The organism is Aquibium sp. A9E412 (assembly GCF_030398335.1).
In the GTDB taxonomy this organism is placed as follows: Bacteria; Pseudomonadota; Alphaproteobacteria; order Rhizobiales; family Rhizobiaceae; genus A9E412.
In genome coordinates this window covers 1-20,168 of the sequence record NZ_JAOAOP010000063.1, presented here as the reverse complement: position 1 = coordinate 20,168, position 20,168 = coordinate 1, and the positions used below count along the sequence as shown (strand labels likewise).

The following is a 20,168-nucleotide window of genomic DNA, read 5'->3' as shown; positions in this document are numbered from 1 at the left end:
GCCGACCGCGGCAAGACCGGGACGCGAGCCATGGCGACAGAACGCTCCATCGTCATCCTCACCGGTGCCGGCGTGTCGGCCGAATCCGGCGTCGACACCTTCCGCGACCGGAACGGGCTGTGGTCGAAGGTCGATTTTCGCGCGGTGGCGACGCCGGAGGGCTTCGCCGCCGACCCGCAGCGCGTGCACGCCTTCTACAACGCGCGCCGCCGCGGGCTCGCCGGCGTCGAGCCGAATGCCGCGCATCTGGCGCTGGCCCGCCTCGAGGCGGCCTGGCAGGGGCCGTTCCTGCTCGTCACCCAGAACATCGACGACCTGCACGAGCGGGCCGGCTCCGAGCGGCTCGTCCACATGCACGGCCGGCTCGCCGCCATGCTGTGCGCGAACTGCGGCGAACGGCGCGACTGGCGCGGCGACATGGGCGTCGAGACGCCCTGCCCGGCCTGCCGGTCGGTCGGCTTCGTGCGGCCGGACGTGGTGTGGTTCGGCGAGATGCCGCATCACATGGAGCGCATCTACGCAGCGCTGAACGCGGCCGACCTGTTCGTCTCCATCGGCACCTCGGGCGCCGTCTACCCGGCGGCGCAGTTCGTCCAGGAGGCCGGCCGCGCCGGCGCCCACACGGTCGAGCTCAATCTCGAGCCGTCGGAGGGCGTCGGCGACTTCGCCGAGGCGATCCACGGGCCGGCCGGCAGCGTGGTGCCGCGCTTCGTCGAGGATCTGATCGCCGGCGGGCGCTGAGCGCGCCTCAGCGGCGGCGCCGGCCGCCGTGCGCGAGAAGCGCCACCGCCTCGACATGCGGCGACCACAGGAACTGGTCGATCGGCACGACGCGGGCAATCGCGTAGCCGGCCTCGGTCAGGATCGCGAGGTCGCGCGCCAGCGTGCCGGGGCTGCACGAGACGGCCGCGACATGCGGCACGGCCGCGGCCGCGATCTGGCGCGCCTGCGCCTGCGCCCCGGCGCGCGGCGGATCGAAGACCAGCCCGTCGAAGCCGGCCAGCTCGGCCGCCGTCAGCGGCCGCCGGTCGAGGTCGCGCCGCTCCGTCGTCACCGGCTTCAGGCCGGACGTCGCGCGGGCGCCGCGCTCCAGCGCGGCGAGTGCCGCACCGTCGGCCTCCACCGCATGCACGGTGTGCGCCTCGGCCAGCCTGAGGGCGAAGGCGCCGGCCCCGGCATAGAGATCGGCGACGCGGCGGGCGGCCGCCAGATGCGCCGTCACCAGCCCGGCCATCGCCGTCTCGGCGGCGGCGACCGCCTGCAGGAAGCCGCCGGGCGGCGGCACCACCGCCGCACGACCGAAGCGCACGGCCGGCGCGCGCGGCTCGACCAGCACCTCGCCGTCGGCCGACAGCCGCGCGAAGTCCTCCTCCAGCGCCGCCGCGACCGCCTGCTTCACCGCCGCCTCGCCGAGCCGGCCGGTGCCGCGCGCGGCGACGTCGAGGCCCGCCTCGCCGGCGGTGACGACGAGCTGCAGCGGCTTGCCGGGGCGGCCGAGCAGCGTCGCGACACGGCGCAGGGCGGGCAGCGCGGCGACGATCTGCGGCGCCGCCACGGGACAGGCCTCGACCGGCACGATGCGGTCGCTCTGGGCCCGGTGAAAGCCGAGCACCACGCCGCCGGCCGTGCGCCGCGCGGCGAGCGCGACGCGGCGCCGGGCGCCGGGCGGGCACGGCACCAGCGCGTCGACCGGCACGTCGAGGCCGCGGCTCGCCAGCGCCTGGACGACGCGCTCGCGCTTCCAGGCGCGGTAGGCCGCGTCGGCCAGATGCTGCATGGCGCAGCCGCCGCAGTCCGAGAAATGGGGACAGGCCGGCGCGACGCGCTCGGCCGCCGGCTGCTCGACGGCAAGCAGCCGGGCGCGGCTGCCGGCGCGCTCGACCGTCACCGTCTCGCCGGGCAGCGCGAAGGGCACGTAGCAGGGTCCCGCCGCGGTGTCGGCGATGCCGTCGCCCTGGCCGCCCAGCCGGTCGATGGTCAGCCGCTCGCTCATGCCGCCCTGGCCGCGACGAGCAGGAACTCGCGGTTGCCGTCCCCGCCGGCGACCGGCGAGTCGACCAGCCCCGCCACGCGCCAGCCGGAGCGGCCGTCGAGCCAGCCTGCGACGGCCTCGGCCGCGCCGCGGGCGAGCGCGGTATCGCGCACCACCCCGCCCTTGCCGAGCGCGGCGCGGCCGACCTCGAACTGCGGCTTGACCAGGAAGACGCCGTCGGCGCGCGGCGCGGCGAGCGCCAGCGCCGGCGGCAGGGCGAGCCGCAGCGAGATGAAGCTGACGTCGCAGACGACGAGATCCGGCGCCGTGCCGTCGAGATCGGCCGGCGACAGCGCGCGCGCGTTCACCCCCTCGAGCGGCCGCACGCGCGGATCGCCGGCGAGCGTCGGGTGAAGCTGGCCGTGGCCGACGTCGAGCGCGGTGACGCACGCCGCGCCGCGTTCGAGCAGCACCTGGGTGAAGCCGCCGGTCGAGGCGCCGATGTCGAGCGCCCGGCGGCCGGCGACGGCGAGGCCGAAGGCGTCGAGCGCGTGCACCAGCTTGAGCGCAGCGCGCGAGACGTAGCGTCGCGCCGGATCGGCGACGGCGATCTCGGCATCGCCGGCGACGCTCTGGCCGGGCCTCTCGGCGGTCCGGCCGGCCACCGTCACCGTGCCGCGCAGCACCGCGTCACGGGCGCGCGCCCGGCTGTCGAAGAAGCCGCGCGCGACGAGCAGGGCGTCGAGCCGGCGGCGGTCCGGGGAGGAAGCGTCGGTCATGGCCGGCGGCCGCGCCTCGCGGCCGGCGTCAGGCGCGGGCGGCGGCGACGCCGTGGCCGAGCGCGGCGAAGACGGTGCGCACGATGCCGGCCGAATCGAGCCCGGAATCGGCATACATCGTCTCCGGCTTGGCCTGGTCGACGAAGCGGTCGGCGAGCACCAGCGGCCGCACCTTGAGGCCGGCGTCGAGCAGCCCCTCATGGGCGAGGAAATGCAGCACATGCGCGCCGAAGCCGCCGATCGCGCCCTCCTCCACGGTGATCAGCACCTCGTGCTCGCGCGCCAGGCGGCGCACCAGATCGGCGTCGAGCGGCTTGGCGAAGCGCGCGTCGGCCACCGTCGTCGGCAGGCCCGCCGCCTCGAGCTCCTCGGCGGCGAGCAGGCACTCGCCGAGCCGCGCGCCGAACGACAGAAGCGCCACCTTTGAGCCCTCGCGCACGACGCGGCCGCGGCCGATCTCCAGCACATCGCCGCGCGCCGGCATCTCCACGCCGGTGCCGTTGCCGCGCGGATAGCGCAGCGAGATCGGCCCGGCGTCGTGCGCGGCGGCGGTGCGCACCATGTGGCACAGCTCCGCCTCGTCGGCCGCCGCCATGACGACGAAGCCCGGCAGCGTGGCGAGATAGGTGGTGTCGAAGGCGCCGCAATGGGTCGGCCCGTCGGCGCCGACGAAGCCGGCGCGGTCGATGGCGAAGCGCACCGGCAGGCCCTGGATGGCGACGTCGTGCACCACCTGGTCGTAGGCGCGCTGCAGGAAGGTGGAATAGATGGCGCAGAACGGCCGGTAGCCCTCGGTCGCCATGCCGGCGGCGAAGGTGACGGCGTGCTGCTCGGCGATGCCGACGTCGAAGGTGCGCTCGGGAAAGGCCTGGCCGAACAGGTCGAGCCCGGTCCCCGACGGCATGGCCGCGGTGATGGCCACGACCTTCGGGTCGGCCTCGGCCTCCTTGACGAGGCTGTTGGCGAACACCTTGGTGTAGCTCGGCGCGTTGGCCGGCGCCTTGGCCTGGGCGCCGGTGATGACGTCGAACTTCGACACGCCGTGATACTTGTCGGCGGCCGCCTCGGCCGGCGCGTAGCCCTTGCCCTTCTGGGTGACCACGTGGATCAGCACCGGGCCCTGGCCGTTGTCGCGCACGTTCTTGAGCACCGGCACGAGGTGCTCGAGATTGTGCCCGTCGATCGGGCCGATATGGTAGAAGCCGAGCTCCTCGAACAGCGTGCCGCCGGTGACGTAGCCGCGGGCGTGCTCGACGGCGCGGGTGATGGCGCGGTCGGCGCGCTTGCCGAGATAGGCGGTCAGCTTCTTGCCGACCTCGCGGATGCCGAGATAGGTGCGCCCCGAGGCGAGCCGCGCCAGATAGGCGCTCATCGCGCCCGACGGCGGCGCGATCGACATGTCGTTGTCGTTGAGGATGACGATCATGCGCGCGTCGAGCGCGCCGGCGTTGTTCATCGCCTCGTAGGCCATGCCGGCCGACATGGCGCCGTCGCCGATCACCGAGATGACGTGGTTCTTGCGCTTGTCGAGGTCGCGGGCGACGGCCATGCCGAGGCCGGCCGAGATCGAGGTCGAGGAATGCGCCGCGCCGAAGGGGTCGTACTCGCTCTCGGCGCGCTTGGTGAAGCCGGACAGCCCGCCCTCCTGGCGCAGCGTGCGGATGCGCCCGCGCCGGCCGGTCAGCACCTTGTGCGGATAGGCCTGGTGGCCGACGTCCCAGATCAGCCGGTCGTCCGGCGTGTTGAAGACGTAGTGCAGCGCCACGGTCAGCTCGACCACGCCGAGGCCGGCGCCGAGATGGCCGCCGGTCTGCGAGACGGCGTCGATCACCTCCGCGCGCAGCTCCTCGGCGAGCTGCGGCAGCTCGGCCTCGGGAAGGTCGCGCAGGTCGGCGGGGATGCGGACGCGGTCGAGAAGCGGGGTGGGAGGCGGCGAGGTCACACGGTTCACATGCTTTGCGGGTCGTTGCGCTAGGACATAGGATGCCGGAAGGCCGATGTAAACGCGTGGCGGCGCCGCGGGTTCACCGCTGCGGCAGCGGAACGAACTCCTCCGCGTCGCCCGGCACGATGTCGAAGCGTCCCGAGCGCCACTCCTGCCGGGCCTGCTCGATGCGCTCCTTGGAGGAGGAGACGAAGTTCCACCAGATGTGGCGCGGCGAGCCGAGCGCGGCGCCGCCGAACAGCATGACATGGGCGCCGCCGGGCGCGGCGACGACGATCTCGTCGCCCGCACGCAGGACGAGCAGCCGGTCGGCGGCGAAGCGGTCGCCGGCGATCTCGACCGTGCCGTCGAGCACGTAGACGGCGCGCTCCTCGGCATCGGGCGGGATCGCCACGCGGGCGCCGGCGGCGAGCCGGATGTCTGCGTAAAGCGTGTCGGAGGCGGTGCGCACCGGCGAGCGCGCGCCGTGGAAGGCGCCGATGACGACGCGCGCGGTGACGCCCTCGGCCTCGATCACCGGCAGCGCGGCGGCCGGCGTGTTGTCGAACCGCGGCGCCACCTCCTCGCCGCCGTCGGGCAGCGCCAGCCAGGTCTGCAGCCCGGAGATCGCCAGCGGATGGCCGCGCAGCTCCTCCGGCGAGCGCTCGGAATGCACGATGCCGCGGCCGGCCGTCATCAGGTTGACGTCGCCCGGCGCGATGACCTGGGCCGTGCCCAGCGAATCGCGGTGGCGGATGCGCCCGTCGAACAGATAGGTGACGGTGGCGAGCCCGATATGCGGATGCGGCTTGACGTCGAGCGCCGCGCCGCCGCGCAGCACCGCCGGGCCCATGCGGTCGAAGAAGATGAACGGCCCGACGAGACGGCGGCGTGCCGAGGGCAACGCCCGGCGCACCGCGAAGCCGCCGATGTCGCTGGCGCGCGGCACGATGAGCTGCTCGATGGCGTCGCAGGCGAAGGCGTCGCCCGGCTGCGGGTCCCGGCCGGGAAAGAAGCTCACGGCGCACCTCCTCGATCACGCATCGCCGGCTTTCGCGAGCATACGGGAAGGCGACCGCCGAGAGAAGCGCCGCGCGCGGCGGCGCGGCCGCCCTCTACTGCGGGTCGAGCGGCTCGGTGCCGGCCGCCTGGCCCTCGCGCGACAGGCGGATCTTCTCGACCTTGTCCTCGGCCGCGCGCAGCAGCCGGTCGCAGTGCTTCTTGAGCGCCTCGCCGCGCTCGTAGATGCGGATCGACTGGTCGAGCGGCACGTCGCCGCGCTCCAGGTCGTCGACGATCTTCTCGAGCGCCTCGAGCGCCTGCTCGAAGCTCATCCCGGCGATGTCGCCATTGCCGGCGTCGGCCGTCGCGGGCCGTTCGGCGTCGTCTGCCATCATGCTCATCCCTTCATCAGCCGTCCGACATGGGCGGCCACCGAAAGGCCCAGGCCCTCGAGGTCGTAGCCGCCCTCCAGAAGGCTCACCAGCCGGTTGTCGCACCAGTGGTCGGCGCGTTCCATGAGCTGGGCCGTGGCCCAGTCGAAGTCGCGCTCGTCGAGGTTGATCTCGGCCAGCGGATCGCGCCGGTGGGCGTCGAAGCCGGCCGACACGATGATCAGGTCGGGCCGGAAATCGTCGATCGCCGGCAGGATGCGCGAGCGCATGGCCTCGCGGAAGTCCTCGCCGTCGTCGCCGGCCGACAGCGGCGCGTTGACGATGTTGCCCGCGCCGGTCTCGTCCTTGGCGCCGGTGCCGGGATAGAGCGGCATCTGATGCGTCGAGCAGTACAGCACCGAGCGGTCGTTCCAGAAGATGTCCTGCGTGCCGTTGCCGTGATGCACGTCCCAGTCGACGATGGCGACGCGCTCGACGTCGTAGTGCTTCTGGGCGTGGCGGGCGGCGATGGCGGCGTTGTTGAACAGACAGAAGCCCATGGCGCGCGTCGCCTCGGCGTGGTGGCCCGGCGGACGGGCGGCGACGAAGACGTTGTCGGCGCGTTCCGTCATCACGTCGTCGACGGCGGCCAGCGCCGCACCGACCGCCGTCAGCGCCGCCTCCCAGCTCTTCGGGCTGGCCGAGGTGTCGGCGTCGATGCGCGCCAGCCCCTCCTCGGGGATCTGGCGCTTGACGTGCATCAGGTGGCTCTCGGGATGGGCGAGAAGCACCGCCTGCTCGTCGGCGCGCGGCGCCTCGACGCGGACGAGCGGCGCGAAGACGTCGTGCGCGAGCACCGTCTCGATGGCGCGCAGCCGGTCCGGCCGTTCGGGATGGCCGGCCGGCATCAGGTGCTCGAGATAGATGTGGTGGGTGTAGAGGCGTGTCGTCATGCCCCGATATAGGCAAAAAACGCCGCTGACGCCACGCCGGCGTGGCCGATCGCGGCCGCCCTCAACAGGCGGTTGCGCCCTCGGCCGGCCGCCGGCGCCGCGGCGTCGCCGCCGCCGGTCCGGCGCGGCGGCCGTCCGGCCCGCGGCGGGCGGGGCGATTCGCCGGCCGTGCCGGCCCGCGTCAGCCGCGCTCGATCAGCTCGGTGGCGGCGATCTCGATGCCGAAGCCCTCGAGCCCGACATAGTGGCGCTCGCGCGAGGCGATCAGCCGGATCGAGCCGATGCCGAGGTCCTTGAGGATCTGCGCGCCGAGGCCGATCTCGCGCCACTCGCTCTCGCGCCGCAGCGCCTCGGCGTGGTCCTCCTGGCCGGTCTGCTCGGGCCGCTGGCGCACCTGGTGGGCGACGCCGACGGAGCCCTCGCGCAGATAGACGATGACGCCGCGTTCGCCGCCCATGCGCCGCATCACGTCGGCGAGCCGGTTCTCGGTGCCGAACACGTCGGCCACCACATCCTCGGTCTGCAGCCGCACCGGCACCTCGACGCCGTCGCGGATGTCGCCGAAGACGATGGCCAGATGCTGCATCACCTCCCAGGGCAGCGTGTAGGCGTGCGCCACGGCCGGCCCGCCCGGCGTTTCGACCGGAAAGCTGGCGACGCGCTCGACCAGGCTCTCCTGGCGCTGGCGGTAGGCGATCAGGTCGGCGACCGAGACCTGCCTGAGGCCGTGCGTCTCGGCGAAGGCGGAGACCTGCGGGCCGCGCATCACCGTGCCGTCGTCGTTGACCAGCTCGCAGATCACGCCGACCGGCGGCAGGCCGGCGAGCTGGCACAGATCGACGGCCGCCTCGGTGTGACCGGAGCGCATCAGCACGCCGCCCTCGCGCGCCACCAGCGGGAAGATGTGGCCGGGGCGCACGAAATCGGCCGGCCCGGCATTGGGGTTGGCCAGGTTGCGCACGGCGAGCGTGCGGTCCTCGGCCGAGATGCCGGTCGTCGTGCCGTGCCGGAAGTCGACGCTGACGGTGAAGGCGGTGGCGTGCGGCGCGTCGTTGTCGGCCACCATCGGCGCCAGGTTGAGGCGCTTGGCGTTGTCGCGCGTCATCGGCGCGCAGACGATGCCGGAGGTGTGGCGCACGATGAAGGCCATCTTGTCGGCCGTGCAGTGCACGGCGGCGACGATCAGGTCGCCCTCGTTCTCGCGCCCGTCGTCGTCCATCACCACGACGATCTCGCCCGCCTCGAAGGCGCGCAGGGCGTCGACAACTCGCTTCTGGTCGTAGGGCATGCGGGAGCCTCGTTGGCGCGTCAGATGCGGCCGGTCTGGCCGCGGTGACGCAGATAGTGGTCGGCGATGGTGCAGGCCAGCATCGCCTCGCCGATCGGCACCGCACGGATGCCGACGCACGGGTCGTGCCGGCCGCGGGTGACGACCTCGACCTCGTTGCCGTCCGCGTCGACCGAGCGGCGCGGGGTGAGGATCGAGGAGGTCGGCTTGACCGCGAAGCGGGCGACGACCGGCTGGCCGGTGGAGATGCCGCCGAGCACGCCGCCGGCCTTGTTGGACAGGAAGACGGGCGCGCCGTCGGCGCCGCTGCGCATCTCGTCGGCGTTCTCCTCGCCGGTGATGCGGGCGGCCTCGAAGCCGTTGCCGATCTCGACGCCCTTGACCGCGTTGATCGACATCAGCGCGGCGGCGACGTCCTGGTCGAGCTTGCCGTAGACCGGCGCGCCGAGGCCGGCCGGCACGCCCTCGGCGACGACCTCGACCAGCGCGCCGACCGACGAGCCGGCCTTGCGCACCGCGTCGAGATAGTCGGCGAAAACCGCGACCGACTGGCGGTCGGGCGTGAAGAAGGGGTTCTCCGGGTCGTCGACGAAATCCCAGTCCCAGCGCGCGCGGTCGATCGACCGCTCGCCGATCGCGACCAGCGCGCCGCGCACGACGAGCCCCGGCACGACGCGGCGCGCCAGCGCGCCGGCGGCGACGCGGGCCGCCGTCTCGCGCGCCGAGGCGCGGCCGCCGCCGCGATGGTCGCGCAGCCCGTACTTGACCGCATAGGTGTAGTCGGCATGGCCCGGCCGGTAGCGCGTGGCGATGTCGCCGTAGTCCTTCGAGCGCTGGTCGACGTTCTCGATCAGCATGGAGACCGGCGTGCCGGTGGTGACCAGCGTGCCGTCGGCCTCCTCGACCACGCCGGACAGCACGCGCACCGAATCGGGCTCGCGGCGCTGCGTGACGAAGCGCGAGCGGCCGGGGCGGCGACGGTCGAGCTCGGCCTGGATGTCGGCGAGGCGGAAGCGGATGCCGGGCGGGCAGCCGTCGACGACGCAGCCGAGCGCCGGGCCGTGGCTCTCTCCCCAGGTGGTGACGCGAAACAGGTGACCGAAGGTGTTGTGCGACATCGATGCGGGCTTTCCCTCCGGCGCCGGCCGGACCGGCCGCTTCTATTGCGCCGGCGCGGCGCGGTCAAACGCCGGAGGCCGGAACGGCTTTACTTCTGACACATTTGGACTGTCGGTGAAGGGCGTCGTATGCTTCGCATCCCGGCCCCGGAGGGGCGGCCGGCACCATCCGAGGGAACCCCCATGCGCATCATCGCCGCCGCATTCGCCCTTTTCCTGACCGCCGGCACGGCACTGGCCGCCGACACCGAGGGCCAGATCACCGCCGTCGACCAGGACGCCATGACCATCACGCTGGCCGACGGCCAGACCTACAAGCTGCCCGCCGAGATCGACATGAGCGCGATCGAGGAGGGCATGGAGGTCGTCATCGCCTATCGCGAGCTCGACGGCGTTCTGCAGATCACCGACATGCTGCTGCCCGAATAGGCCGCGGCCGCCGCGTCGCGCGCGGCCGCATCGCGGCACTCGGACCGCGGCCCGGCCCTTGCGCCCGGTGGCCTACAGCCATTCCGGCGCGGCACCGCCCAGCCTAAGAACCCGGTCGTTGGGGATGTCGAGCCGGGCGGCGTCGCCGCCGGCCATGTGGCCGGCGAGCATCAGCGCCACGCGCAGCACTCCGCCGTGGGTGACGCACACGGTGGGCCCGCTCAGCGCCTCGAACCACGGCCGCACGCGCGCGGCCAGCATCTCGTAGCTCTCGGCCCTCTCGCCCGGCGGGCGGAAGCGCCACTTGTCGCGCTCGCGCGCGGCGCTCGCGCCGGGCTGCGCGGCGTCGAGCTCGGCCAGAGTGTGGCCCTGCCAGTCGCCGAAATGCACCTCGACCAGCCGCATATCGGTGCGGTAGCCCTGCGCCGGCAGGCCCATCGCGCGCCGCACCCGCTCCATGGTCTCGCGCGTGCGGCGCATCGGGCTGGCGACGAAATCGAGACCCGAGGGGTCGCCGACGGCGGCGGCGAGAACGCGGCCGTTGCGCTCGGCCTGCTCGCGGCCCGTCGCGTTGATGTCGGTGTCGGCCTGGCCCTGCAGGCGGCCCTCGCGGTTCCAGTCGGTCTGGCCGTGGCGCACGAGGTAGAGCGGTCCGGTCATCGCGGCACAGACGATCCCAGGCTTGCAGGTGGCGCGGCGGAGCCGCCGCTCAGTCGACGACGGTGGCGATGTCGGGCGCGTCGACGGCCTTCATGCCGACGACGTGGTAGCCCGAATCGACGTGCAGAACCTCGCCGGTGATGCCGCGCGACAGGTCCGACAGCAGGAACATGCCCGAATCGCCCACCTCGTCGGTGGTGACGATGCGCTTGAGCGGCGAGTTGTACTCGTTCCAGCGCAGGATGTAGCGGAAGTCGCCGACGCCGGAGGCGGCCAGCGTCTTGATCGGCCCGGCCGAGATGGCGTTGACGCGGATCTTCGAGCCGCCGAGATCGACGGCGAGATAGCGCACGCTCGCCTCGAGCGCGGCCTTGGCCACGCCCATCACGTTGTAGTGCGGCATCACCTTCTCCGCACCGTAATAGGTGAGCGTGAGGATCGAGCCGCCCTCCGACATCAGCGGCTCGGCGCGGCGCGCGATGGCGGTCAGCGAATAGGCCGAGACGTCCATGGTGCGCAGGAAGTTGTCGCGCGTGGTGTCGACGTAGCGCCCGGTCAGCTCGTCCCGGTTGGAAAAGGCGATGGCATGCACGACGAAGTCGAGCCCGCCCCAGCGCTGCTCGACCGTCTCGAACACGGCGTCGAGCGTCTCCGGCTCGGTCACGTCGCAGTGGCCGACGACCTCGGCATCGAGCTCGGCCGCCAGCGGCTCGACGCGCTTGCGCAGCGCGTCGCCCTGATAGGTGAAGGCGAGCTTCGCCCCCGCCGCGGCGCAGGACTTGGCGATGCCCCAGGCGATCGAGCGGTTGTTGGCGACCCCGAAAACGAGCCCGCGCTTTCCGGCCATCAGGCCATTGCCAGCTGCCATGTGAAGCTTCTCCGCTGTGTCATCCCGGCGCCGTGATCCCGGCGCCAGCCCTATCGCACAGCGTCTTGTGGGCATCAAGCGGCTTGGCCGCCCGCCCGAGGCGGCCGCCGGTCAGGCCTTGGCCTTGTTGAACAGCGCCTCGAGCTCGGCGTCGCCGCCCTCCGGCAGCATGATGCGCACATGGGCGTAGAGATCGCCCGCCCCGCCCGTCTTGAGCGGCAGGCCGCGGCCCTTGAGCCGCAGCCGGCGGTCGGAGCTCGACCAGGCCGGCAGCGTCAGCGCGACCTTGCCGCTCGGCGTGTCGACCGCCACCTTGCCGCCGAGAACCGCGTCGCGCAGCGCCACCGGCAGGTCGACATGCAGGTCGCGGCCCTCGACGCGGAAGCGCGCATGCGGCTTGATGCGGATCCTGACCAGCGCGTCGCCGCGCGTGCCGAACGGCGTCTCGGCGCCCTGCCCCTTGAGCCGGATCGTCTGGCCATCCTCGACATAGCGCGGCAGCTTGACCGCGATCTTGCGGCCGTCGGGAAAGACCGCCGTCACCTTGCCGGCATTGGCGATGTCCTCGAGATCGACGTCGAGCGTGGCGTTGATGTCGCCGGCGCCCGGCGGCGCCTGGGTGCGCCGGCCGCCGCCGGCGGTCCGCCCGGCGCCCTGCTGGAAGGCCTGGCCGAAGATCTGCGAGAAGATGTCGGCGTCGGAGAACGGATCGTCGCCCGTGCCGGCGGTGCGGAACTCGAAATGCGCCCCGCCCGGCCCGCCGCCGGCGCGCCGGAAGCCGGCGAAGGGGTCGCCGCCCGCGCGGCCGCCGCCGCGGAAGCCTTCGAACCCCTCGTAGCGCGGCTTGCCCTCGGCATCGATCTCGCCGCGGTCGTAGGCCTTGCGCGTCTTGTCGTCGCGCAGGATCTCGTAGGCCTGGCCGATCTCGGCGAAGCGCTCCTTCGCCTTGGGATCGTCCGGCTTCTGGTCCGGATGATAGGTCTTGGCGAGCTTCCGGTAAGCCGACTTTATGTCCTTGGTCGACGCGTCCTTGGACACGCCGAGCACGTCATAGGGATCGCGCATGGCTCTCAACTGTCCGTTCGGATCGCACGGGATAGCATCCCCCGCACGCGGAATATATGCGCATTGCTAGGAAGAAATTCCAGCCCCGGCCGCTTTGCGGCGGCCGCTGCGGCGGACGGTCAGACGTCCTCCAGCCGGCGCAGGTGCCACAGGCCCGGCTCGAGCAGGCAGGCGTCGCCGCTGAGCAGGCTCACCCCGTCGTAGCTCTGGCGCGAGGTGACGAAGCTGCGGCACAGGCGGCCGGCCTCGCGGTATTCGGTGATCTCGCGGATCTCGCCGCGCGTGCCGGTCTCCGGGTTGGCCCACGGCACCGAGCCGGTGCCCAGGCCTTCGAGGTCGGCCGACGACACCGCGGCGCGGATCGTCGCCTCGTCCGACAGCCGGTCGGCATCCGGCCGTTCGGCCCGCTCGGGCACCGAGGCGGTGGTGAGCGAGCGGTCGGCCGCCAGACGGTCGATGTCGAAACCGCCGGCGCAACCGGACAGGAGCCCGGCAACGGCGATCACGGCCAGCGCAGGTCCGATCGCCGGGCGACGGCGCGACGGTGGTTGCACTGGCGGCGACAATCGGCATTCTCCCCGGCGAGACAGACGATGCGGACGGACCGACAGAATGAGCGACACAGGGTTAACAAGCCGTGACTTCACCGAGGACGCCGAGCCTTTCCGGCTGTTCGCCGAGTGGCTGGCCGAGGCGGAGAAGGCAGAGCCGAACGACCCCAACGCGGTGGCGCTCGCCACGGTCGACGCGGACGGCCTGCCCAATGTGCGCATGGTGCTCCTGAAGGGCTTCGACGCGCGCGGCTTCGTCTTCTACACCAATCTGGAGAGCGCCAAGGGACGCGAGATCCTGGCCGCGCGCAAGGCGGCGATGTGCTTCCACTGGAAGAGCCTGCGCCGGCAGGTGCGCGTGCGCGGGCCGGTCGAGATCGTCGACGATGCGGAGGCCGACGCCTACTACGCCTCGCGGCCGCGCGGCAGCCGCATCGGCGCCTGGGCCTCGAAGCAGTCGCGGCCGCTGGAAAGCCGCTTCGCGCTGGAGAAGGCGGTGGCCGAGTACACGGCGCGCTTCGCGGTCGGCGAGATTCCGCGGCCGGCGCACTGGTCGGGCCTGCGCATCGTGCCGAGCGCGATCGAGTTCTGGCACGACCGGCCCTTCCGGCTGCACGACCGGGTGCTGTTCGAGCCGGACGGCAAAGGCGGCTGGACGCGCACGCGGCTCTACCCGTAGACGGCGGCGGCCAAAGCGTCTCCAGGCGAAGTCGAAACCGGTTCGCCGGTCGCAAACGCGTCGAAGCAACAGCCTGGGGCCGATCTGCGGTTCCGTGACAGACGGGTCGCTCCAAGGCCGGCGGCGGCCGGCCGCCGGCCTCGCGGCCCAGCCTGCCAGCGTGGCCGCGCGCGCGGGACCGCGCGGTCCGGCTACGGCTCGACCGGGACGACGATCTCGAAGGTGGTGCCGCCGTCGCGGACGATGGAAATCTCGGCGCCGAGCGCCCCGACCATCGACTTGATGATGCGCCCGCCGAGGCTGCGCGGCGAGGGCCATTCGGCATCCTCGGCCATGCCGATGCCGTCGTCGGCGATGCGCAGCCGCACGCGGCCGTCCGCGAGCCGGGCGATGTCGAAGGCGATCAGGCCGCCGTCGCGCCCCTGGAAGGCGTGGCGCAGCGCGTTGGTGACGATCTCGGAGACCAGCATGCCGAGATGCGTGGCCAGTTCGACGGGCATGTCGATGCGCTCGGTCTCGCTGCGGACGCGGATCGAGTCGCGCGGATCGAGCTCGACCATGGTGCGCACGATCTTGGCCAGATAGGCGTCGAGCTGGATGTTGTTGTCGGCGATCACGCTGCGCGACGACTTCTCGGTGAGCTGGTCGTAGAGAAGCTGCAGGCTCTCGACCCGGCGGGCCAGCTTGCCGTAGCCGTCGGACGCCTCGTCGGGCGCGTTGTGCGCGTGCATGCGGATCAGGCTGACGATCATCGCCAGGTGGTTCTTCACCCGATGCTGGATCTCCTGCAGCTTGATCGTCGCGGCGACGTGCTGCGGCGAGGTCCCTTCGGGCGAGGCCACGGGCCGCTGGATACCGATGAAGTAGGCGATGCGCTTGTCGGCGTCGCGCAGCGGCGCCAGGTGCAGCTCGTTCCAGAACGTGGCGCCGTCCTTGCGGTAGTTGAGCAGCGTCGCCTCGACCGCGGTGCCGGCGTCGAGCGCCTCGCGCACCCGCTGGACGGCCGCCCGGTCGGTCTCCGGCCCCTGCAGGAAGCGGCAGTTGCGGCCGATCACCTCATTCGCGGCATAGCCCGTCGTCTCCTCGAAGGCCCGGTTGACATAGACCAGCGGGCAATCGGGGGCAGCGGGGTCTGCGATGGTGATGGAAACCGGGAACTGATCCCAAGTGTACTCGTCGATGGCGTCGGCACGCCATCTTCCGACAGTCGTCACGTCCAAACCTGCAAGCTCCAGAGCAGCCCCCCACCGGGCAAACAGCATGCCGTGACGGCAGAATCAAGACGCGCCGGCGCTTTGCGGCCGGTCGGGCCGCGCTCAGCCGGTCTGCTTGCGGTTCATGAAGGCCATGAAGGCGGCGCGCGCCTCGTCCGACGTCAGCCGGGCGCGGAAATGGCGGCTTTCCTCGTCGATGCGGGCGAGCAGCGCGTCGCGCGGGCCGAGCATCAGGTCGCGGGCGATCTTCAGCGCCTCCGGCGGCTTGGCGGCGAGCGCCCGGGCGGCGGCCTGAACCTGCGCCTCCAGCACCTCGGCGGCGACGACGCGGTGGATCATGCCCGCCTCGCGCGCCTGCTCGGCGGAAAAGCCGTCGCCGAGGGCGAGCAGCGCGAAGGCGCGCTGGCGGCCCATCAGCGCCGGCGCCAGCAGGCTGGAGCCGGCCTCCGGCACCAGGCCGAGATCGACGAAGGGGGTGCGGAAGACCGATTCGGGCGTGGCGAAGGTGAGGTCGCAATGCAGGTGCATCGTCGTGCCGACGCCCACGGCGATGCCGTCGACGCCCGAGACGATCGGCTTTTGCGCCTCGGCCAGCGCGCGCAGGAAGTCGAAGACCTCCGTGCCGCCCTCGCCGCCGGTCGCCACGGCGAGAAAGTCGGCCAGGTCGTTGCCCGACGAGAAGGCGCCGGGCGCACCGAGCACGACGCGGCAGCGCACGGCCGGGTCGACGTCGCCGTCGCGCAGGGCGGCGGCGAGCGTGGCGTACATCGCCCGCGTCAGCGCGTTCTTCTTGTCCGGCCGGTTGAGCCGGATCGTCATCACCGCGTCCTCGATCCCGACCAGAACGTGCTCGCTCATCGCGTCATCCCTCCCTGCCGCGGCCGCGCCGTCAGGCCGTCTCGAGCAGCGCGCCGGCGGCCGCGAGGCTGTCGGCCCCCTCGACCACGCGGCGGCACAGCGCAGCGGTCTCGTCGACCAGGTTCTCGGCGAAGAAGCGCACCAGCCCGGTCTGCCGCGCATCGGCGCCGGACAGCGCGCCGCGCGCCATCATCGCGCCGCCGGCGGCCAGCGCGAACAGCCGCAGATAGGGCGTCGCGCCGGCGAGCGCGGTCGCCTGGTCGCCCTCGGCGAGCGCGCCCTGCAGGAAGCGCGTCGCCCGCTCGAGATCGTCGAGCGCGGCCGAAAGACGCTCGGCCGTCGCGCCGAAGCCGTCGCGGTTGGAGGCGCGCACGGCCTCGACGTCGGCGCGCAGCTCGCCGATGAAGCCCGCCACGTGCTCGCCGCCCGACTGCGGCAGCTTGCGCGTCACCAGGTCGATCGCCTGGATGCCGTTGGTGCCCTCGTAGATCGGCGCGATGCGCGCGTCGCGGTAGAGCACCGCCGCGCCGGTCTCCTCGACATAGCCCATGCCGCCATGCACCTGAACGCCGAGCGAGGCGACCTCGACGCCGACATCGGTGGGGAACGCCTTGGCGAGCGGCGTGAGCAGGTTGGCGCGCTCCTGCCAGTGGCGCGCCTCGTCGCCCTGGCCGGTGCGCGCCATGTCGGTGGCGTGGGCGCAGCAATAGGTGATGGCGCGGGCGGCCTGGGTGAGCGCCTTCATGGTCAGCAGGTTGCGACGCACGTCGGGATGGCCGACGATCGGGCTCATCTCCGGCCCGGCGGCGCCGGGCGCGCGGCCCTGCCGGCGCTCGCGGGCATAGGCGAGCGCCTTCTGGTAGGCCGCCTCGGCGACCGCCACGCCCTGCATGCCGACCGCCAGCCGGGCGTTGTTCATCATCGTGAACATGCAGGCCAGGCCGCGGTTCTCCTCGCCGACCAGCCAGCCGACGGCGCCCGGCGCCTCGCCGAAGCGGCCGTCGCCATAGACCATGGTGCAGGTCGGCGAGGCGTGGATGCCGAGCTTGTGCTCGATCGAGGCGCAGAAGACGTCGTTGCGCGCGCCGAGCGAGCCGTCCACGTCGACCAGGAACTTGGGCACCAGGAACAGCGAGATGCCGCGCGTTCCGGGCGGCGCGTCGGGCAGCCGCGCGAGCACCAGATGCACGATGTTGTCGGTGAAGTCGTGCTCGCCATAGGTGATGAAGATCTTCTGGCCGAAGATGCGGTAGGTGCCGTCTCCGGCCGGCTCGGCACGGGTGCGCAGCGCGTTGAGGTCCGAGCCGGCCTGCGGCTCGGTCAGGTTCATGGTGCCCATCCATTCGCCGGAGACGAGCTTCTCCAGATAGGTCGCCTTGAGCTCGGGGCTGGCGTGCTTCTCGATCGCCTCGACGGCGCCCATGGTCAGCGTCGGGCCGATGGCGAAGGCCATCGAGCCGGAGTTCCACATCTCCAGCGCCGCGGCGCCGAGCATCATCGGCAGGCCCTGGCCGCCGCCCTCCTCCGGCGCCGACAGCGCGTTCCAGCCGCCCTCGGCCCAGCGCCGGTAGAGATCGCGCCAGCCGGGCGGCATGGTCACCGCGCCGTCGGCCAGCACCGCGCCGGTCTCGTCGCCGGCCTTGTTGAGCGGCGCCACCTCGTCGGAGGCGAAGCGGCCGGCCTCGACGAGGATCGCGTCGACCAGGTCCTCGCCGAGTTCGCCGAAGCGGCCGGCGTCGAGCGCCTGCTTGAGGCCGGCGACGTGCTTCAGGGTGAAGGCGATCTCCTCGACGGGTGCGCGATACATGCGGGTCTCCTCGACTGTCGGCGGGCTTCGGCCGAAGCTAGCGGCAACGCCGCGCCACGGCCACAGGCGAAAGCGCGCATCGTGCTAGAAGCTTTTTACGTAAACGTCAAACGACTGGCGCCTGCAACGGACGCCGCGGCAGCCGTCCGGTGACGCGCTAGGCGGAGCCCGTCCGCGCCAGCGCGCGCCAGCCGATGTCGCGGCGGCAGAAGCCGTCGGCCCACTCGACGCGGTCGACGGCGGCATAGGCGCGCTCGCGCGCCGCGGCGATGTCGGGACCGCGCGCGCACACGTTAAGCACGCGGCCGCCGGCGGCCACCAGCCGGCCGTCGCGAAGCGCCGTGCCGGCGTGGAAGATGGCGACATCCTCGCCGGCGGCGGCCGCCTCCAGCCCGGCGATCGTGCCGCCGGTGCGCAGCCGGCCGGGATAGCCCGCGGCCGCCATCACCACGGTCAGCGCCACCTCGTCGCACCAGCGCGGCGCGTGGCCGGCGAGCCGCCCCTCGGCGGCGGCGACGAGCAGCGGCAGCAGGTCGTCGTCGAGCCGCAGCATCAGCACCTGGCACTCGGGATCGCCGAAGCGCACATTGTACTCGATGAGCTGCGGCCCCCCCGCGGTGATCATCAGCCCGGCATAGAGCACGCCGCAAAACGGGCTGCCGGCGGCGGCCATGCCGGCCAGCGTCGGCTCGACGATCTCGCGCATGACACGCTCGGTCATCTGCGGCGTCATCACGGGGGCGGGCGAATAGGCGCCCATGCCGCCGGTGTTGGGACCTGTGTCCCCCTCGCCGACGCGCTTGTGGTCCTGCGCGGTGCCGAAGGCGAGCGCGGTCGTGCCGTCGCACAGGCAGAACAGGCTCGCCTCCTCACCTTCCAGATAAGCCTCGACGACGACCTCGGCGCCGGCCTCGCCGAAGGCGCCCTCGAAGCAGTCGTCGATCGCCGCCAGCGCCTCGGGCAGCGTCATCGCCACCGTCACCCCCTTGCCGGCGGCCAGCCCGTCGGCCTTGACGACGACCGGCGCGCCGAGGCGGCGGACATGGGCCTTGGCCTTCGGCGCGTTGTTGAAGCGGGCATAGGCGGCGGTGGGAATGCCGTGGCGGGCGCACAGGTCCTTGGTGAAGCCTTTCGAGCCCTCGAGCCGGGCGGCCGCGGCGCTCGGCCCGAAGACGCGGATGCCGGCCGCGGCGAGCGAATCGGCAAGCCCGGCGACCAGCGGCGCCTCCGGCCCGACGACCACCAGGCCGACCGCGCTGTCCCGGCAGAAGGCGACCACCGCGGCATGGACGGCCACGTCGAGCGCCACGCACTCGGCATGGGCGGCGATGCCGGGATTGCCGGGCGCGGCGAACAGCCTGCCGATCTGCGGCGAGGCGGCGAGCTTCCAGGCGAGCGCGTGCTCGCGTCCGCCCGAGCCGATCAGAAGCACATTCATCGCCACACCCCGCCCCGTTTGCCTGTCGCCGCCGGGTTATGGCGGACGGCGCGTGCGGTCAAGCGCGCGGCGCGCCGGCCGCTTGACGCTGCGGCCGCCGGCTGTCACTGGAGCGGCCATGGACGACATCCAGACACGCCAGAGGCGCGGCCGCGTCGCCGACGCGCCGTCGGGACACTGGGTCTACAGCGCGCTGCCGCGCACGCTGTGGCCCTTCGCGCAGCTCGCCCGCTGGGACCGGCCGATCGGCTGGTGGCTGCTGTTGTGGCCGTGCTGGTGGTCGGCCGCGCTGGCCGCCTCCGCCGCCGCGCAGCCGGGCGCGGCGCTGGCCGACGTGCTGCCCTCGCCGTGGCATCTGCTGCTCTTCCTGGTCGGCGCGATCGCCATGCGCGGGGCGGGCTGCACCTACAACGACATCGTCGACACCGACATCGATTCGCGCGTCGAGCGCACGCGCTCGCGGCCGCTGCCCTCCGGCCAGGTCAGCCGCCGGGCGGCAGCGACGTTTCTGGTCTTGCAGGCGCTGACGGGTCTCGTCGTCCTCCTCCAGTTCAACCCGTTCGCCATCGGCGTCGGGCTGCTGTCGCTCGCCGCGGTCGCCGTCTATCCGTTCGCCAAGCGCTTCACCGACTGGCCGCAGTTCTTTCTCGGCCTCGCCTTCTCGTGGGGCGCGCTGATGGGCTGGGCGGCGCATTTCGGCAGCCTGTCGCTGGCGCCGCTGCTGCTCTACGGCGGCTCGATCCTGTGGGTGATCGGCTACGACACGATCTACGCGCACCAGGACAAGGAGGACGACGCGCTGGTCGGCGTGCGCTCCACGGCGCTGCTGTTCGGCCGCCGCACGAAGGCGTGGCTCGTCGCGCTCTACGGCGGGGCGCTGCTGTTCTTCGCCGTCGCCTTCGCGCTCGCCGCCGTGCCGCTGCCGGCGATGGCCGGCCTGGTGGCGGCCGCCGCGCACATGGCGCGGCAGATCCGCACGCTCGACATCGACGACCCCGATGAGTGCCTGCGGCTGTTCCGCTCGAACCGCGTGCTCGGCTGGCTGATCTTCCTCGGCCTCATCGGCGGCGGGGTGTGGGCGTCCGTCAGCCCGTACTTCTAGAGCCGTTCTGCGTTTCACGGAATCGCAGATCGGCTCTAACTCATTGTTTTCACGCGTTTCCGAACGGCGAACCGGTTTCCACTTCGCCTG

The 20,168-nt window shown here is 72.7% G+C and carries 20 protein-coding genes; 4 read left to right on the top strand and 16 right to left on the bottom strand.

Annotated features, from left to right (window positions below):
* Window positions 1-30 precede the first annotated feature (30 nt).
* Entirely contained in the window at window positions 31-741 is a 711-nt protein-coding gene (locus N1F89_RS17110) for an NAD-dependent deacylase (RefSeq protein ID WP_290085541.1), read from the top strand.
* 7 nt (window positions 742-748) lie between these two features.
* Here the strand turns inward: N1F89_RS17110 and N1F89_RS17105 are convergent, their stop codons facing one another.
* From N1F89_RS17105 to aroC, 8 genes are all read right to left on the bottom strand, one after another.
* The gene (locus tag N1F89_RS17105) at window positions 749-1,993 is read right to left on the bottom strand and encodes an RNA methyltransferase (RefSeq protein ID WP_290085540.1); all 1,245 of its coding nucleotides are present in this window, start codon (window positions 1,991-1,993) and stop codon (window positions 749-751) included.
* The gene (locus N1F89_RS17100; RefSeq protein ID WP_290085539.1) at window positions 1,990-2,751 is read right to left on the bottom strand and encodes a TlyA family RNA methyltransferase; all 762 of its coding nucleotides are present in this window, start codon (window positions 2,749-2,751) and stop codon (window positions 1,990-1,992) included. The genes N1F89_RS17105 and N1F89_RS17100 overlap by 4 nt, the downstream gene beginning before the upstream one ends.
* Window positions 2,752-2,779: 28 nt before the next feature.
* Complete coding sequence (gene dxs, locus N1F89_RS17095; RefSeq protein WP_290085542.1) at window positions 2,780-4,693, bottom strand: 1-deoxy-D-xylulose-5-phosphate synthase; 1,914 nt, start codon at window positions 4,691-4,693, stop codon at window positions 2,780-2,782.
* Window positions 4,694-4,775: 82 nt separating this feature from the next.
* On the bottom strand, window positions 4,776-5,696 hold the full coding sequence (locus N1F89_RS17090) for a pirin family protein (protein WP_290085538.1): 921 nt from the start codon (window positions 5,694-5,696) through the stop codon (window positions 4,776-4,778).
* Window positions 5,697-5,790: 94 nt separating this feature from the next.
* On the bottom strand, window positions 5,791-6,069 hold the full coding sequence (locus N1F89_RS17085) for an exodeoxyribonuclease VII small subunit (RefSeq protein WP_290085537.1): 279 nt from the start codon (window positions 6,067-6,069) through the stop codon (window positions 5,791-5,793).
* 5 nt (window positions 6,070-6,074) lie between these two features.
* A complete protein-coding gene (locus N1F89_RS17080; protein ID WP_290085536.1) occupies window positions 6,075-7,001 on the bottom strand; it encodes a histone deacetylase family protein in 927 nt (308 codons plus the stop codon).
* 181 nt (window positions 7,002-7,182) lie between these two features.
* Window positions 7,183-8,289: a 3,4-dihydroxy-2-butanone-4-phosphate synthase gene (ribB, locus tag N1F89_RS17075; protein WP_290085534.1), complete on the bottom strand. Its 1,107-nt coding sequence runs from the start codon at window positions 8,287-8,289 to the stop codon at window positions 7,183-7,185.
* 20 nt (window positions 8,290-8,309) lie between these two features.
* The gene (gene aroC / locus N1F89_RS17070; RefSeq protein WP_290085533.1) at window positions 8,310-9,407 is read right to left on the bottom strand and encodes a chorismate synthase; all 1,098 of its coding nucleotides are present in this window, start codon (window positions 9,405-9,407) and stop codon (window positions 8,310-8,312) included.
* A 183-nt stretch (window positions 9,408-9,590) separates the two neighbouring features.
* Here aroC and N1F89_RS17065 point away from each other — a divergent pair, with 183 nt between their 5' ends.
* The gene (locus N1F89_RS17065; RefSeq protein WP_290085532.1) at window positions 9,591-9,836 is read left to right on the top strand and encodes a DUF1344 domain-containing protein; all 246 of its coding nucleotides are present in this window, start codon (window positions 9,591-9,593) and stop codon (window positions 9,834-9,836) included.
* A gap of 72 nt (window positions 9,837-9,908) precedes the next feature.
* Here N1F89_RS17065 and N1F89_RS17060 read toward each other — a convergent pair whose 3' ends face one another.
* The 4 genes from N1F89_RS17060 to N1F89_RS17045 all read right to left on the bottom strand — a co-directional run bounded on the left by N1F89_RS17060 (window position 9,909) and on the right by N1F89_RS17045 (window position 12,935).
* The gene (locus N1F89_RS17060; protein WP_290085531.1) at window positions 9,909-10,496 is read right to left on the bottom strand and encodes a histidine phosphatase family protein; all 588 of its coding nucleotides are present in this window, start codon (window positions 10,494-10,496) and stop codon (window positions 9,909-9,911) included.
* A 49-nt stretch (window positions 10,497-10,545) separates the two neighbouring features.
* Window positions 10,546-11,364: an enoyl-ACP reductase FabI gene (gene fabI / locus N1F89_RS17055; protein ID WP_290085530.1), complete on the bottom strand. Its 819-nt coding sequence runs from the start codon at window positions 11,362-11,364 to the stop codon at window positions 10,546-10,548.
* A gap of 111 nt (window positions 11,365-11,475) precedes the next feature.
* Window positions 11,476-12,429, bottom strand: a complete 954-nt coding sequence (locus tag N1F89_RS17050) for a DnaJ C-terminal domain-containing protein (protein ID WP_290085529.1) — start codon at window positions 12,427-12,429, stop codon at window positions 11,476-11,478.
* 119 nt (window positions 12,430-12,548) lie between these two features.
* Entirely contained in the window at window positions 12,549-12,935 is a 387-nt protein-coding gene (locus N1F89_RS17045) for an RT0821/Lpp0805 family surface protein (RefSeq protein WP_290085528.1), read from the bottom strand.
* 106 nt (window positions 12,936-13,041) lie between these two features.
* Between N1F89_RS17045 and pdxH the strand changes: the two genes are divergently transcribed.
* Entirely contained in the window at window positions 13,042-13,659 is a 618-nt protein-coding gene (gene pdxH / locus N1F89_RS17040; RefSeq protein ID WP_290085527.1) for a pyridoxamine 5'-phosphate oxidase, read from the top strand.
* Between the two features lie 191 nt (window positions 13,660-13,850).
* Here the strand turns inward: pdxH and N1F89_RS17035 are convergent, their stop codons facing one another.
* The 4 genes from N1F89_RS17035 to purD form a co-directional block, all read right to left on the bottom strand.
* Window positions 13,851-14,873 carry a PAS domain-containing protein gene (locus N1F89_RS17035; RefSeq protein WP_290085526.1) on the bottom strand — a complete coding sequence of 341 codons (1,023 nt, stop codon included), beginning with the start codon at window positions 14,871-14,873 and terminating at the stop codon, window positions 13,851-13,853.
* A gap of 102 nt (window positions 14,874-14,975) precedes the next feature.
* Window positions 14,976-15,731 carry a crotonase/enoyl-CoA hydratase family protein gene (locus N1F89_RS17030; RefSeq protein WP_290085525.1) on the bottom strand — a complete coding sequence of 252 codons (756 nt, stop codon included), beginning with the start codon at window positions 15,729-15,731 and terminating at the stop codon, window positions 14,976-14,978.
* Window positions 15,732-15,762: 31 nt separating this feature from the next.
* Window positions 15,763-17,538, bottom strand: a complete 1,776-nt coding sequence (locus tag N1F89_RS17025) for an acyl-CoA dehydrogenase (protein WP_290085524.1) — start codon at window positions 17,536-17,538, stop codon at window positions 15,763-15,765.
* A 157-nt stretch (window positions 17,539-17,695) separates the two neighbouring features.
* The gene (gene purD, locus N1F89_RS17020) at window positions 17,696-18,976 is read right to left on the bottom strand and encodes a phosphoribosylamine--glycine ligase (RefSeq protein ID WP_290085523.1); all 1,281 of its coding nucleotides are present in this window, start codon (window positions 18,974-18,976) and stop codon (window positions 17,696-17,698) included.
* 118 nt (window positions 18,977-19,094) lie between these two features.
* Between purD and ubiA the strand changes: the two genes are divergently transcribed.
* Window positions 19,095-20,078, top strand: a complete 984-nt coding sequence (gene ubiA / locus N1F89_RS17015; protein WP_290085522.1) for a 4-hydroxybenzoate octaprenyltransferase — start codon at window positions 19,095-19,097, stop codon at window positions 20,076-20,078.
* Window positions 20,079-20,168: the final 90 nt, after the last annotated feature.

Bases quoted from the DNA above. Each gene is read 5' to 3' on its own strand.
- N1F89_RS17080 (WP_290085536.1), bottom strand. From the start codon at position 7,001: ATGACGACACGCCTCTACACCCACCACATCTATCTCGAGCACCTGATG.
- N1F89_RS17030 (WP_290085525.1), bottom strand. From the start codon at position 15,731: ATGAGCGAGCACGTTCTGGTCGGGATCGAGGACGCGGTGATGACGATC.
- purD (WP_290085523.1), bottom strand. From the start codon at position 18,976: ATGAATGTGCTTCTGATCGGCTCGGGCGGACGCGAGCACGCGCTCGCC.
- aroC (WP_290085533.1), bottom strand. From the start codon at position 9,407: ATGTCGCACAACACCTTCGGTCACCTGTTTCGCGTCACCACCTGGGGA.
- N1F89_RS17110 (WP_290085541.1), top strand. From the start codon at position 31: ATGGCGACAGAACGCTCCATCGTCATCCTCACCGGTGCCGGCGTGTCG.
- N1F89_RS17100 (WP_290085539.1), bottom strand. From the start codon at position 2,751: ATGACCGACGCTTCCTCCCCGGACCGCCGCCGGCTCGACGCCCTGCTC.
- N1F89_RS17065 (WP_290085532.1), top strand. From the start codon at position 9,591: ATGCGCATCATCGCCGCCGCATTCGCCCTTTTCCTGACCGCCGGCACG.
- ribB (WP_290085534.1), bottom strand. From the start codon at position 8,289: ATGCCCTACGACCAGAAGCGAGTTGTCGACGCCCTGCGCGCCTTCGAG.
- pdxH (WP_290085527.1), top strand. From the start codon at position 13,042: ATGAGCGACACAGGGTTAACAAGCCGTGACTTCACCGAGGACGCCGAG.
- N1F89_RS17025 (WP_290085524.1), bottom strand. From the start codon at position 17,538: ATGTATCGCGCACCCGTCGAGGAGATCGCCTTCACCCTGAAGCACGTC.
- ubiA (WP_290085522.1), top strand. From the start codon at position 19,095: ATGGACGACATCCAGACACGCCAGAGGCGCGGCCGCGTCGCCGACGCG.
- N1F89_RS17105 (WP_290085540.1), bottom strand. From the start codon at position 1,993: ATGAGCGAGCGGCTGACCATCGACCGGCTGGGCGGCCAGGGCGACGGC.
- fabI (WP_290085530.1), bottom strand. From the start codon at position 11,364: ATGGCAGCTGGCAATGGCCTGATGGCCGGAAAGCGCGGGCTCGTTTTC.
- N1F89_RS17050 (WP_290085529.1), bottom strand. From the start codon at position 12,429: ATGCGCGATCCCTATGACGTGCTCGGCGTGTCCAAGGACGCGTCGACC.
- N1F89_RS17085 (WP_290085537.1), bottom strand. From the start codon at position 6,069: ATGGCAGACGACGCCGAACGGCCCGCGACGGCCGACGCCGGCAATGGC.
- N1F89_RS17060 (WP_290085531.1), bottom strand. From the start codon at position 10,496: ATGACCGGACCGCTCTACCTCGTGCGCCACGGCCAGACCGACTGGAAC.